The sequence below is a fragment of the Alistipes ihumii AP11 genome, from assembly GCF_025144665.1.
Lineage (GTDB): Bacteria > Bacteroidota > Bacteroidia > Bacteroidales > Rikenellaceae > Alistipes_A > Alistipes_A ihumii.
In genome coordinates this window covers 2,737,847-2,751,507 of sequence record NZ_CP102294.1, presented here as the reverse complement: position 1 = coordinate 2,751,507, position 13,661 = coordinate 2,737,847, and the positions used below count along the sequence as shown (strand labels likewise).

Here is a 13,661-nt window from a genome sequence, read left to right as displayed (position 1 = left end):
CAATTCCGATTTTTTTCATTTATTTTTGAAATACGCGCATCGCGCTCACAAATAAGGAATCCCACAATTCACCTAAATCCTTATTATATCTATGAAACACAATTCAATCACCCGACTGCAGACGCAGGCCCCGGTATGCCTCGGCATCCGGATTCGTCGCAGCGCATCCGGCGCAAGTTCTCTCCCGATCGGATCTCCGGATCCGGAAGTATCCCGGCTCGGTCCACGCCCTATGAAAGCCCTATCCGGCAACCGCACGGCCGTTCGGGAAAGCCGCACGGCCCCCGAATCCTCCACTATTTCCGCAACCGCCTAAAACGACAAACGATGAACAAACTGGGAATCATTTCCCTGCTGCTGATCTCAGCGGCAGGGTGCTCGGAACATGCCTCAGAAGAGGGAACCGGCCGACTGCAAATCCGTCTCGACGTCGATCCGTCGGTCACGGTGAGCCAAACCAAAAGCAGCGATGCGACTACATTCACGCTCGAAATCTCGCGCGACGGCGATATCGTCCGAACGATATCGCCTATCGGGGAGACTCCCGATCCGATCGAACTGACGGCGGGAGACTACCTGCTGACCGCCTACTCGGAACCGTTCGAGACCCCGCAATTCGACACGCCGGTCTACGGGGGATCGGCCCCAACCCGCATCAGCGTCGGCAAGCAGAGTGAGGCCTCCGTCTCCTGCGCCCAGACCAACGCGGGCGTGCGAATCTCCTATACCGACGACTTCGCGGCAGCGCATCCGGTCCGCTCGGCGAGCGTCCGGCAAATCGAGGGCATCCTGAACTTCGAAGGCGACGACGCGGAGCGGACCGGCTACTTCCTGCCGGGCAGCGCGACGCTCGTCGTGACGGCAGGCAAAGCGCAGTACGAACAGGAACTCACGTTGGAAGCCCGCAAACTCTATCTCATCGAAATCGACGACACGCCCGAGCCGACCTCCGGCAGGCTGAGCGTCAGCATCACCGTCTCCACCGACGTAACCGAAGAGCAGGTACAGATACTCTTTCCGTCGGGACGGATCGACTACCTCGAGACGATGGGAGCAGCGACGGTCTCCACGGCCACTCAGGTAGCCAAGTTCACCGGCTGGTCGTATGCCGAAGCCGAATATGCCGGAGCCGGCGTCACGGTATCGGCCCAAAACCCGTCGTCCGCCTACGTCGGGGCTTCGGGAGGCAACAATCTGACATTCAACTCGTCGGGAGCCTATTTCACTATTTCGGGTCTGAACGCGTCCTTGGCCTCGTCCGCTCCGGTCCTGCAGTTCGGCTGCGCCAACCCGGAACAGGGATACAAGCCGGGAGAACTGACCGTCAGCGTCAGCGACGGCGGCGGCACGTTCACGCCGCTGATTATCGGGGACGACGCGCGCCCGGCCAATAAAAGATGGGCTCAGATTACGCTGAGCGACGGCATTCCCCATGCCAAAAACCTGATCGTCCGCTTCGAGTCGCGCGCAGCGGGCTATCAGATCGACGACATCGCGCTGACGACGGCCGACTGATTCCGAAAGAGGCCGGCTTTCGGGCAAACTTTCGGACCGGGCGATGCGGATTCCGGAAAACCTGCAACGACCGGCTCCGATCCGGCAGACAGATCGACGGCTTTTCAGCATACCGATAGCCGTGCAATCCGCAAACTCGTCCGGACTCGCCGAATAAATACAGGAGGGCGTCTCACGTTTGTGAGACGCCCTCCGTATTTTTGCCGGACAACCGGGCTGTCCGCCCGAACGGTCCGAGCTAAAAGACGTAGCCGAAGCCTATATTCAGATACACGTTGTACATCGGGAAACCGATGCTCTTGAAGTCCTTCGGGAAAAGAGAGTTGAAAGCCCATGTCAGATCGGCGTACACCGTCAGATGCCTGTAAGCGGCGAACTCGGCTCCGATCTCGCCGCCCCAGTTGAACGTGCGCACGTCGCTGCTGAAATCGTAAGAGGCCGCCTCGACGCCCACCTTCGTGCCGACCGGATTGCCCTCGCGCATATATCCGTCGTAGGCGGTCCCGTCGAAGCCGCCCTCGATCAGGCAGGAGAAAAAGAGACCGGCTCTCAGGTCCCAGCGCGGAGACAGCTCGCGGAGCACCAGCACGGGCAGCGTGATATACTCGTTGCGGACTTTCGTATTGACCATGCCGGTGAACACGCCGCTGATCTCCCCCGGCTCGTCGCCGACGCTGACATTCATCGTCATCGCGTAATTCTTGACGCGCGCTTTGGTGGACATCCCCTTCGTTTCGAGACGAATACCGCTCAGCAGGGCCCACTTGTCGGTAAACCGCCGCATGATGTTGCCCTCGATCGAAAAGGCCATCGTCGGATTATAAGACTTGATTTTCCGTATCTCGGCAGGGAACGGGATCGGCAGCGCGCCGCCCACGTTGAATCCGGCCTTGACCCGATATTCGAACTTGCGTTGCGCGGAAAGCGTGCCGCACAGGCAGGCCAGCGCCAACAGAATGTATAGGTTTTTCTTCATATTCAATGGATTTTACTGCTCCCCGGCCAGCGGCTCCCGACAAACTACCTCCACGTCGTCGATCCACAGCTTGCTGCCCACCGCGCCCCGGAACCGGCCGCCGTCGCGGCTCGACGTGAAAACGACGGCCAGCTTGTACTTGAACTCCTTCGACTTCTGCGGATCGTACGGCTTCCGATACTCGAACTCGACATCGAACTTCTTGTATACATCCGTCTCCTCGGGCCGATCGACCAAGGCGACCGCTACCAGATTCGGAGAAGTCAGCACGTTGTCGCCATAGAGGCACTCCACTTCATCGTCGGTCTCGTAAAGCACGGCGTAGATATTGCACGAGTCGCGGCGCGCGGGAACCACCAATTGGTTGTTCTCATCGGTAATGTCGCCACCCGACTGATAGCGGTAATAGCCCGTGAGCCGCAGGGGCTCGCGGCCGAAAGTCATTCCGAAACGGGTCGCTTTCATCGGATCTTTCGTCGCGCTCATACCGTCGAACGTACCGATGAACAGGTTACCCGCCGCGATAGGCATCTTCAGATTGACGCCGAACGTTCCGGTAGCGCGCGTAACGAGCTTGGCCGCCCACTGACCCGAGTGAGACTCCTCGGTATAGGCCGTCGGGAACTTGTCGTACGACCCGCCGCCGCCGGTCAGCGCAAAGCCGGAATTGCCCGACGACCAGATGTTCTGGATCTGATCGCCCATGATCTCATAGGGAATCACGTAACTGCCTTGCTTTTTCCAGTTCTCGAAGTCGTATTTGGTCTGCATGTCGGACTGCGTGATGCTCACGCGGTAGGTTTTCTGCCATGCTCCGTCCTCGGAAGTAACCGTATACTGCTGGTCCTCGGTGAAATCGCGCTCGGTGCCCGACTCGGGCGAAATCGTCGCGCCGGGAGTCAGTTCGAATTCCGGCGCGAGCTTTTTCATATCCACGCCACCTACGACGAAAACCTGCACGCTGTTGTCGTCGATCGTCGGCTCCGACTTGAGTATATCGGCGGGAAGAATGCAACGGACGATGTCGGCTTCCGTATTGCGAGGTTCTCCCTTGATGCAGGAACTCAGCAGCAACAGCGACAGAGGGAAGATGCGAGTAAAAATTTTTTCCATAGAAGAGCATTTAAATTCACGCTCCCCGCATTCGGACAAAAACGGGGAATGGAGCAAAGATAATCCACATGGTTTCACTTTTCCAAATAAAAAACGGAAAAAGCGCACGGCTGTAACTTTTCGGCCCCGCCGGCGTTGTATGCTTTAGCGATTCGGAACCGAAAAGCAAGGAATATTCTCGTTATGAAGCGGATAAACAATAACAGCAAAATCGGAAAACCTTCCTCGGCCAGGATCGTCATCCGCTCGTAAACGACGAAAAACGGAAACAAACAGTGCATACGAGCACCATCATTAATTAAACTTAACTTAAAAATTCAACATGAAAAAAATTCTCCTGTCTGCCCTTCCCGTTCTGTGCGCGGCGCTTCTTATGACCGCATGCGACGACGACGACAATGCAACGGCCAACTACTCCGTTCCGCTGGACGAGGCCGTAGGCTCCTATACCGGAGACAAGCTGCAGATCAACGTGGGAGGCCAGAGCGTCCTGCTGCTCTCGGGCGAAACGGCCCAGATCAGCGGCTCCGACGCCAACCAGCTGACGATTTCGATTCCCGACTATGCGGTTCCGGGCGAAACCGGCCTGACATTCACCGACGTGAAGATGACCACGCCGTTGTTCAACGTCTTCGAAGGCACGAGCAGCAACGCCTCGCGCGACATCACGCTGAGCGGCGAGCTGCGCGACGGCCGGCTGACGCTGAACCTGACCCCGACCTACAAGTCGGACATCATCGGCGTGTGGAACCTGAATCTCGAAACGGACGACTTCGGTACGGCCACGCTGACCCCCATCTCGATCGAAACGGAGCAGGATATCAGCGGCTCGCAATTCATCGTCCAGATTCTGGGCGTACTGCTCAAAGGCTCGATGGCCGTCGTCAATATCGACTTTCAGGCGGACGGCAACCTGACGGCGACCTACAACTCCAACCTGCTGAACGACATGATGCCGGCCCTGAGCAACGACACGATTCATCCCGTATTCGTGCATAGCCCGCTGAACGCGATCAAATGGTACGTAAAGGACGACGCCCTCTATCTGGTACCGAACCTGAACCTGATGCTCAAGAACGATCCGAGCAAGGCTCAGCTCGGCCCGCTCGATCCGGGAACGATCACAACGGTGGGTATTCCGCTCTATTTCAAGAAGGAGGGCGACAAGATGACCGTATATGTCAGCAAGGAGCAGACCGCTCCGGTATTCGGCCTGCTCTCTACCGTTATCTCGATGATCGATCCGAGCTTCGAGTTGTCTTTGGGAGGTAGTAGCCTTCCGCTGAGAAGCTTGCTCGAAGCCTTGGTCAAGCCCCTGATCGACGCGGCGCTCGCTGCCGAGCGATTCGACCTTTGCCTGAATCTGGTAGCCGGAGCGATCCCCGAAGAAGCGCCTCAGCCGGGCGAAGAAGCATCGGCCGCTGCGGTCAAGCGTCTGGAGGCTTTCATTGCACAGCAATAGGCCGTCCCTTCTCTCCGCACCGATTTTCCCTTGACAAGGGACGGCAACGATTCCCGGCACAGGCCGCTCCCCCGGAACGACGAGTCCGCCCGTGCGCCGGAACCGGACAAACGGAGCGGACCGACCGAGAGGCTGTTCATTCAGTCCCTAAAATAGAAATCACCCCTGTCAGAAATCATGCTGACAGGGGTGAAATCGTAAAAGAGCGACTCGTCGGACTCCTCCCTTATTATCATGTCGGGAAGTCCTCAGACAACTCACAGCATGTTTCCGCTCGCATCGACGCGCAGCGTCGCCTCGGAATCGCCTCGTTCCAACTCTATCCGGTAATATTCGGTCCCGGACGTCTGCACGTATTCTATATCGTCCACGCGGTACGACGCATACTGCGACCCGGCTATGGCCGTCCTTACGGCATCAGGCAGTTCGGAAAGCCTCACGTCCCACTCGGTCTTCACCCACCGGCCGGCCCCATCGAAGCAAACGCTTTTTTCCTTACCCTCGTGGTAAATTTCCACTTCGAGCAAGCCGTCGTCCCAATCGAATTCCCGAACCAGGGCATTCGGATACTTTTCGGCGATGAACCGCGCAGCCGCATCGTCCAGCATCGAACCGTTCCCGGTTCCGGGCCCGGAAATCTCCGGCGTCACGACGCTCAGCGTCCCGTCCAAGGCAATGTCGATCTTCACGTCGCCGGAGGCCGATTCCAAATCGAAGCGATAGAACTCCTTCTGCGGAGTCTCGTAGCGATCGACGTCATCGATACGATACCCGCCATATTCCGAAGCGGAAAGGGCCTGCATGATCGACGCGGGGACCTCCCCTGCATTCAGCTCGGTCTTGGTATGCACCCACGAGTTCGTCGCGTCGAAAAGCAGCTCGCGGCATACGGTTCCGTCGAGGATTTCAACCTCGGTCATGCCGTTCTCGCGCTCGACATCCAAGATCCGGGCCCCGGGATAACGCGTCTGTACGAAACTCTCCGCTTCGCCGGTAGGCCGTGCGGGAATGTAATCGCCGTAATCGTAGTCGGAATCGGCGTCCACGACTTTCTTAACCAGCACGCCGTCAGAAGAATAATAGAGATCGACCTCGGTCTCCCGGCCTCCGGACCGGCCTTCCGCCTCGATCACATAAACCGTTTCGACACCTTCGCGCTCGAGCATATCCACGTCGTCGATCCGCCACCCGGCATACTCGCTGTCGCGGAACGCCGCCTGCACGGCTGACGGCAGGGAGCCGAAAACGATATCCGTCTCGGTCATGTACCACTCGCCCCCGTCATCGAACCAGGCAGCGTGGTCCCGCCCGCCGTGGACTGCGGCGCGCACGGCCGGCAAACTGAACTCGGCCACGGAATAATTGCCGCTGGTTCTCCATACGACATCGGTCGCCGCAGGGTATCTCGCCAACAGAGCCGCTTCCGCCCGGGGACTTACCGCCGGACCGCCTCCGTCTTCGCTCTTGTCGCATCCGTACAGCATACATGCCGCACAGGCTATCGTTGCAATGAAAACGAACTTTTTCATAACTTTCTCACATTCAGTATCGGGTATGTACGTAATTCCGTCGTCGCACGGCGTCAGTCGTCTATATCGATCAGATTGAACTTCAGGTCGAACGTCAGTTCCAATCCGTTGGAGAGTTTGACCTCGTAGTCGTGCTTGTCACGGTCGATCTGCACGATGGACGCATCGGGATAGTGTCCGGACACGTACTGCGCGATCTGCGCGGGGATCACCGCAGCGGGAACCGACGAATAACGGCAATCCACTTCTTTCCATTCGCCGTCCTTGTAGAACTCGGCCTTCGCGCCGTCGGTGAAGATCACCTCGTAGCGGACTTCCAGAAAATCGCGCTCCACCTTGGCCAGAGCGACTTTTTCGCCGGCGAAATGCTTCTGAATGAATTGCTGCGCCTTCTGGGGAAGCTGAGCCACGTCGATCGGGCGGTCGCTGTCGGCGCACGCGGTGGAAATTCCGAGGGCCAGCAGGGCGGCCGCGAGAAATAAGAACTTTTTCATAGCGTTTCAAATTTTATCGGGTTAAACTTCGCTTTGTTCGGTAGGACAAAGCTCCGCAACGATTTTGTAACGAATTTGAAACGGAGGGCCTTCTGAAAAAAATGTCGCCCGTTTTTTCATGACCGTCTCGCTGCGGCGGATGGAAACGGTTGTCCGTATTCGCAGTCAAAAGCCGCATGAAACGCCGGCAAAAGGATCATTTGGCCGGTCTGTTCGCCAAAACCGGTTTCGAGACCGCGGAGGGTCGGTCCCGATAAGCAAGAGCCTGACATCTCGGGCGGACATGAATTCGGCCGAATCTTGCGAAACGGCTTATGCAGGTTCGACTTCGAAACGTTCCGGCAGATGCCCGATTGCGGGCATTTTCAGATAGCGCGATGCCCCGGCTTCGGACCGGAGCATCGTGCTGTTTTCGGATTTTTTCCTCGTCAGGGAAACAGAGAGACGCTATGCGTGCTGCTGCGGCTCGCGGACCGACAGCGACAGCTCGTCGAGCTGGGCGTCGGACACGATCGAGGGCGAGTCGATCATCGTATCGCGGCCCGAGTTGTTCTTCGGGAAGGCGATGTAATCGCGGATCGAGTCGGCTCCTCCGAACAGCGCGCACCAGCGGTCGAACCCGAAAGCGATACCTCCATGGGGAGGGGCGCCGTACTTGAAAGCGTTCGTCAGGAAACCGAACTGCTTCTCGGCCTCTTCGGCCGAGAAGCCCAGTACGCGGAACATTTTCTGCTGGAGCTCCGAGTCGAAAATACGGATCGAGCCTCCGCCGACCTCGACGCCGTTCACGACGAAATCGTAGGCATTGGCACGGACGCGACCCGGGTCGGTGTCCATCAGCGCGAGGTCCTCGCTCTTGGGCGACGTGAAAGGATGGTGCATCGCATAGTAACGCTGCGTCTCGTCGTCCCATTCGAGCAACGGGAAATCGACGACCCACAACGGCGCGAACCGGTCGTGGGGACGAAGTCCGAGCCGCTCGCCCATTTCCAGCCGCAACTCGCACAAGGCCGATAGCGTGCTTTTTTTCGGACCGCTCAGAATCAGCAGCAGGTCGCCCGGCTTGGCTCCGCATCGGGCGGCCCACCGGACCAGGTCCTCCTGTCCGTAGAACTTGTCGACGCTCGACCGATAGCTGCCGTCCGCTTCGCAGCGCACGTAAACCAAGCCCTTGGCTCCGATTTGGGGACGTTTGACGAATTCGGTCAGGGCGTCGAGCTGCTTGCGCGTGTATCCGGCGCAGCCCTCGGCGCAGATCGCTCCGATATACTCGGCCGAGTCGAATACGCCGAATCCTTTGCCCCGGGCCTCTTTGCTCAGGTCGTTGAACGTCATGCCGAAGCGCAGGTCGGGCTTGTCCGAGCCATACTTTTCCATAGCTTCGGTCCAGCCGATGCGGGGGAAGGCTTCGGTGAACTCCTTGCCCAGAATCGTTCGGAACAGGTACTTGGCCAAATCCTCGAATACGTTCAGGATATCCTCGCGGTCGACGAACGACATCTCGCAGTCGATCTGAGTGAACTCGGGCTGACGGTCGGCCCGCAGGTCCTCGTCGCGGAAGCAGCGGACGATCTGGAAATAGCGGTCGTATCCGGCGACCATCAGCAGCTGCTTGAAAGTCTGCGGAGACTGCGGCAGCGCGTAAAACTCGCCCGGGTTCATCCGCGACGGCACGATGAAGTCGCGCGCTCCCTCGGGCGTGGACTTGATCAGGTAAGGAGTTTCTATCTCGAGGAATCCCCGGCTATCCAAAAAGTTACGTATCTCGTGAGCCATCCGGTGACGCAGCATCAGCGCGTTGCGGAGCGGATTGCGCCTCAGATCCAGAAAGCGGTATTTCATCCGCAGTTCGTCGCCTCCGTCGCTCTGATCCTCGATCGTGAACGGCGGAGTCAGCGAAGCGTTCAGCACGTCGAGGCTTTCGAGCACCACCTCGATTTCGCCGGTCGGTATCTTGGCGTTCTTGGATGCCCGTTCGACGACGCGGCCCGTCGCGCGGATCACGTATTCGCGGCCCAGATGCGAGGCCGTTTCGAGCAACTCGGCGGACGAGTGCTCCTCGACGACCAGCTGCGTGATGCCGTACCGGTCGCGCAGGTCGATGAAGGTCATCGCGCCCAGGTTGCGCACTTTCTGTACCCAGCCGGCCAGCGTGACGGTCTGATTCAGGTTTTCCATGCGGAGTTCTCCGCAGGTGTGTGTTCTGTACATCGTTTCGTTTTTCATAGCCTGTCTTTTGGGGCGAGATATACCCGGTCGGCGCCGCACGCCCGCAAACGGACTTCAAAGGTAGCAAATTTAGTCGAACCGGAATCTTCCCGGCCGTTTTTTTTCCGGACACGCATGGCGGAACACACGGCCCGAACCGAGCGACCTTTCGGCTCATGTCCGCTGCGGAACCGTACCGGCACCGAGGAATCGGAATATCTTGCGCGAAATCGATAATTATATTACACTGATTATCAAAACAATAATTGTTCAACTAAATTTTATAGTTAAAATAATGTATTTTTCGTTTGTAAACTAAAAAATATAGTTATATTTGCATTGAGAGCCTTATGAAACGAATGGAAACCAACTGTCGACGAGATGAAACATCTGACTAATCGAGAAGAGGAGATTATGGAGCGGTTCTGGGATCGGGGAGCGCTGTTCGTTCACGATCTCATTCGGGATATGGACGAGCCGAAGCCGCATTACAACACCGTATCGACGATCGTGCGGGGTCTGGAAGAAAAAGGTTTTGTCGGTCACGAGCGTTTCGGGACGACTTACCGTTATTTTCCGCTCCTGTCGCGCGAGGAGTTCGGCCGGATGTCGCTGCAGAATGCGGTCGGCAAGTATTTCAATCGCTCCTATCTCTCCGTATTGTCCATGTTCGTGGAGGAGAAGAAAATCACTCCCGAGGAAATCAAGGAACTGATCCGGCAGGTCGAAGCCGGATCTCAAAATGAGAAGCCATGAACGGATTGCTGATCTATTTGCTGAAAGCGTCGGCTGTTACGGCATTGCTCTACGCATGCTATTTCCTTTTGATGAGGAAAGAGACGTGTTTTGGCCTGAACCGGGCTATCTTGCTGCTGATTGCGGTCTGCGCGTTCGTAGTGCCTTTGCTGCCGTCGCCCGTACCGGTCCCGACGACCGCTCATTCCCCTGTCGCTGTTGCGACCTCTGAGGTCGGAAGAGAGCCAGACGCGGAGCGGAAACCGGAGGTCTTCGTTGCCGGGGAAACGAACGATTCTCCGCACGGAATATCCGAGCGCCCCGCGCCCGGGCTGTCGTGGGCCGGCTTGCTCCTCCTCGCGTATAGTGTCGGAGTGCTGTTCTTGCTGGTAAAAATGTTTCGTGAAGCGATCGTTACGATACGGCTGATTTTGGGCCGTAAGACGCTGAAGCATGGCAAATGCCGGCTGATCGTGGTTCCGGACGATACGACGGCCTGTTCGTTGGGACGCTACGTGGTCATATCCCGACGTGATTTCGAATACAATTCCCAGGAGATACTGACCCACGAGGATGCGCACCGTCGTTTCGGTCATCTTTTCGATTCGCTTTTTCTCAATCTGTGCCAGGTCGTCCTGTGGTTCGATCCTTTTATTTGGTTGATCCGCCGGGACATGCGGGAGATTCACGAGTTTCAGGCCGACCGTTACGTGCTCGGCCAGGGAGTCGAGCGTCGCTCCTATCAGATGCTCGTTATTCGCAAGTGCGTCGGCGAGAAACTGTTCGCTCAGGCAACGGGATTTCACGGAGACTGTTCGGTGAAAAGACGTATCCGGATGATGGGGCGCGTGCGGAGCCGGTCCGGGTGGAAAGCGTTGGCTTACGTACCGCTGCTGTTCGTCACGGCACTGGCTTTCGGACGTCCGGTCGGAACGGACGGGCTCCATAGCGGGACGTCTCCATTCGTTCGGGGGGAGAATCGGATACCGAAGGACTGGTTCGCGGCGGGAACGCGAGTCGAGGCCTACCGGATAGGTATCGATCCGGACGAAACGAAAGACGGTAAGCCGACGGTCGCTATTCGGCGGGATACCGATGTGCCGGGCGACGGGTTCGGAACGCTGATGCAACAGTGCCTGCCCTCCGAGTATGCCGGCAAACGGGTCCGGATGAGCGGCTACATGAAATCGCAGGACGTGGCCGGCTGGGCCGGATTCTGGTTCCGCATCGACGGACAGGGCGCTCGGCCGCTCGCTTTCGACAATATGCACGGACGGGCCGTTCGCGGCACGACCGGATGGAAAAAGTACGAGATCGTGCTCGACGTGCCGCAGCAGGCGACCAACTTAGCCTACGGCGCTCTGCTGGACGGTACTGGTGAAATATGGATTTCCGATCTCTCCTTCGAGACGGTCGATCGCAACGTGCCGGTCACCGTCCGATGAGCGGCGAGAACGGTCGGTCAGTCGGATCCTCGTAGGCGATTTATAGCGGACGTGCCGAACACCGCTCGACAAGAAGTAGGCATAATTAAAATCTTATCGTCATGAAAACGAACGTTTTGAGGGGGACGACTCTCGTCGCCATGGTGGTTCTATTGTGCTCTTTCGACGTGCCGAAGAACTGGTTTTCAGCCGGTAACGAGCCGGACAGCTATCGAATGGGAACCGATCCTACCGTTACGATGAACGGTCGCCATGCGGCCACGATTCAGTCGATCGAACCGGAGATCGACGGGTTCGGAACGCTGATGCAGCAGTGCCTGCCCTCCGAGTACGCCGGCAAACGAGTCCGGATGAGCGGCTACATGAAGTCGCAGGACGTGGCCGGCTGGGCCGGATTCTGGTTCCGCGTCGACGGACAGGGCGCTCGGTCGCTCGCTTTCGACAATATGCATGGGCGGGCCGTTCGCGGCACGACCGGATGGAAAAAGTACGAGATCGTGCTCGACGTGCCGCAGCAGGCGACCAACTTAGCCTACGGCGCTCTGCTGGACGGTACGGGGAAGATTTGGTTCAGCGACCTGAGCTTCGAGGTGGTCGACCGTTCCGTGGCGACGACGAACGAAAGCGGATGGGACGCATTGCCTAAACCCAGCAATCTGGACTTCAGCGAATAATTTTGCTGCCGGACGTTCCGGTTTCCGATATTTCGGCTATTTTTGTTTCTGTTTGCACGCGAAAGTTGCGGTTTTCCGAGGACCGCAACTTTCGGGCGTCCGAACCTATAAGGAAAAATGATAGACGAACAACTCAGCGAAGACGAGCGTTTCATGCGGCAGGCCCTAACCGAAGCGCGGAAGGCGTTCGAGCAGGGCGAGGTCCCGGTCGGAGCGGTCGTCGTATGGAACGGCCGCATCGTCGGTCGAGGACATAATCTGGTCGAGACGCTGTCGGACGCTACGGCTCATGCCGAAATGCAGGCTATCACGGCCGCCGCCTCGTCCGTCGGGGGAAAGTATCTGGCCGAATGCAAGCTCTATGTGACCGTCGAGCCGTGCGTGATGTGTGCCGGGGCATGTTTCTGGAGCCAGTTGGGCGCTGTCGTCTACGGGGCGTCCGACCCCAAACGGGGCGCCGGACGGCTATCGCCCTCGCCGTTCCACCCGAAGACAGTGGTCCGGGGAGGCGTTCTGCAAGACGAGTGCGAGGAACTGATGACCCGCTTTTTCGCGCGGCTGAGGACATAGGCGGCGTCTTGCGGGCCTTGCGGAAGGTCGGACATCCGGCGGCCGAAGAGCGGCTTTCCGCTTGGGGAAAATTTTCCGTGCGATTGCTGTTGCGGCAGGAAATCCTGCGGCGGAGCGTCGAGGTTGCCGCCGTCGGTCCGAGGATGACCGTGCGGCCGAAGAGCTTTCCCGGAGACCGTTTTGAACCGCCGATATTTCTTCGTTTCAATTTCTTTACAAAATCAATTCCGTACATTTGCCGTATGAAGATTCTGATCGTCGAGGACGAGCCTTCGCTCCGGGAGGTCATGCAACGTGCGCTGCGGCAGGAAGGGTACGTGGTCGAGACGGCCGCGACTTATGCCGAGGCGGACAGGCGCGTGTCCGGATACGACTACGACTGCATCCTGCTCGACATCATGCTGCCCGACGGCAATGGGCTGCGGCTGCTCGAGCGGATCAAGGAGCTGCGCCGCAAGGAGAACGTGATCATCGTGTCGGCTCGCGACTCGCTCGAGGACAAGGTACTCGGTCTGGACCGTGGTGCGGACGACTATCTTGCCAAGCCTTTCCATACGGCCGAGTTGCTGGCCCGCGTCAAAAGCGTGTTGCGCCGCAGCCGCAGCGGAGGAGATATGACCGTCGTTTCGGGCAATGTGTCGCTCGACCCCGAGAGTCGGCGCGTCTCGGTGGCCGGCCGCGAACTTTCTTTGCTGAAAAAGGAGTACGATATCCTTTTTTATTTCATGCAGCGACCCGGACATCTGGTCGACAAGACGGTGCTGGCCGAAGCCGTATGGGGTGATCACGCCGATCAGGCGGACAGTTTTCATTTCCTGTACGCCCAGGTGAAAAATCTTCGTCGCAAGCTCGCCGAAGCCGGAGCATCCATCGAGGTCAAGGCCGTTTACGGGTTCGGCTATAAGCTCGTAGCATCCGAATCCGATTGATCCCCTTGTCG

12 protein-coding genes are annotated in these 13,661 nt (G+C 58.1%); 7 read left to right on the top strand and 5 right to left on the bottom strand.

The window, feature by feature from the left end:
* Nucleotides 1–327: 327 nt before the first annotated feature.
* A complete protein-coding gene (locus NQ491_RS11145) occupies nucleotides 328–1,515 on the top strand; it encodes a DUF4493 domain-containing protein (RefSeq protein WP_019245456.1) in 1,188 nt (395 codons plus the stop codon).
* A 238-nt stretch (nucleotides 1,516–1,753) separates the two neighbouring features.
* Here NQ491_RS11145 and NQ491_RS11140 read toward each other — a convergent pair whose 3' ends face one another.
* Complete coding sequence (locus NQ491_RS11140) at nucleotides 1,754–2,491, bottom strand: porin family protein (protein WP_019245457.1); 738 nt, start codon at nucleotides 2,489–2,491, stop codon at nucleotides 1,754–1,756.
* Between the two features lie 12 nt (nucleotides 2,492–2,503).
* Entirely contained in the window at nucleotides 2,504–3,604 is a 1,101-nt protein-coding gene (locus tag NQ491_RS11135) for a PCMD domain-containing protein (protein ID WP_019245458.1), read from the bottom strand.
* Between the two features lie 322 nt (nucleotides 3,605–3,926).
* On the opposite strand from NQ491_RS11135, the gene NQ491_RS11130 reads away from it, so the two are divergent.
* Nucleotides 3,927–5,066, top strand: coding sequence for a hypothetical protein (locus NQ491_RS11130; RefSeq protein ID WP_034282754.1), 1,140 nt, complete (start codon nucleotides 3,927–3,929; stop codon nucleotides 5,064–5,066).
* Nucleotides 5,067–5,323: 257 nt separating this feature from the next.
* On the opposite strand, the gene NQ491_RS11125 is transcribed toward NQ491_RS11130, so the two are convergent.
* From NQ491_RS11125 to aspS, 3 genes are all read right to left on the bottom strand, one after another.
* Nucleotides 5,324–6,595 (bottom strand): PepSY-like domain-containing protein, encoded by a 1,272-nt coding sequence (locus NQ491_RS11125; protein WP_019245462.1) that lies wholly within the window; start codon nucleotides 6,593–6,595, stop codon nucleotides 5,324–5,326.
* Between the two features lie 53 nt (nucleotides 6,596–6,648).
* A complete protein-coding gene (locus tag NQ491_RS11120) occupies nucleotides 6,649–7,089 on the bottom strand; it encodes a PepSY-like domain-containing protein (RefSeq protein WP_019245463.1) in 441 nt (146 codons plus the stop codon).
* A gap of 447 nt (nucleotides 7,090–7,536) precedes the next feature.
* Nucleotides 7,537–9,300, bottom strand: coding sequence for an aspartate--tRNA ligase (gene aspS / locus NQ491_RS11115; protein ID WP_026089582.1), 1,764 nt, complete (start codon nucleotides 9,298–9,300; stop codon nucleotides 7,537–7,539).
* A 378-nt stretch (nucleotides 9,301–9,678) separates the two neighbouring features.
* On the opposite strand from aspS, the gene NQ491_RS11110 reads away from it, so the two are divergent.
* The 5 genes from NQ491_RS11110 (at nucleotide 9,679) to NQ491_RS11090 (ending at nucleotide 13,650) form a co-directional block, all read left to right on the top strand.
* A complete protein-coding gene (locus NQ491_RS11110; protein WP_019245466.1) occupies nucleotides 9,679–10,053 on the top strand; it encodes a BlaI/MecI/CopY family transcriptional regulator in 375 nt (124 codons plus the stop codon).
* Nucleotides 10,050–11,477: a M56 family metallopeptidase gene (locus tag NQ491_RS11105; RefSeq protein WP_019245467.1), complete on the top strand. Its 1,428-nt coding sequence runs from the start codon at nucleotides 10,050–10,052 to the stop codon at nucleotides 11,475–11,477. Before NQ491_RS11110 ends, NQ491_RS11105 begins: the two co-directional genes overlap by 4 nt.
* A 101-nt stretch (nucleotides 11,478–11,578) precedes the next feature.
* Nucleotides 11,579–12,151: a hypothetical protein gene (locus NQ491_RS11100; protein ID WP_147524853.1), complete on the top strand. Its 573-nt coding sequence runs from the start codon at nucleotides 11,579–11,581 to the stop codon at nucleotides 12,149–12,151.
* 117 nt (nucleotides 12,152–12,268) lie between these two features.
* Nucleotides 12,269–12,721 carry a nucleoside deaminase gene (locus NQ491_RS11095; protein ID WP_019245469.1) on the top strand — a complete coding sequence of 151 codons (453 nt, stop codon included), beginning with the start codon at nucleotides 12,269–12,271 and terminating at the stop codon, nucleotides 12,719–12,721.
* Between the two features lie 242 nt (nucleotides 12,722–12,963).
* A complete protein-coding gene (locus NQ491_RS11090; protein ID WP_026089584.1) occupies nucleotides 12,964–13,650 on the top strand; it encodes a response regulator transcription factor in 687 nt (228 codons plus the stop codon).
* The last annotated feature ends 11 nt before the right edge of the window (nucleotides 13,651–13,661 follow it).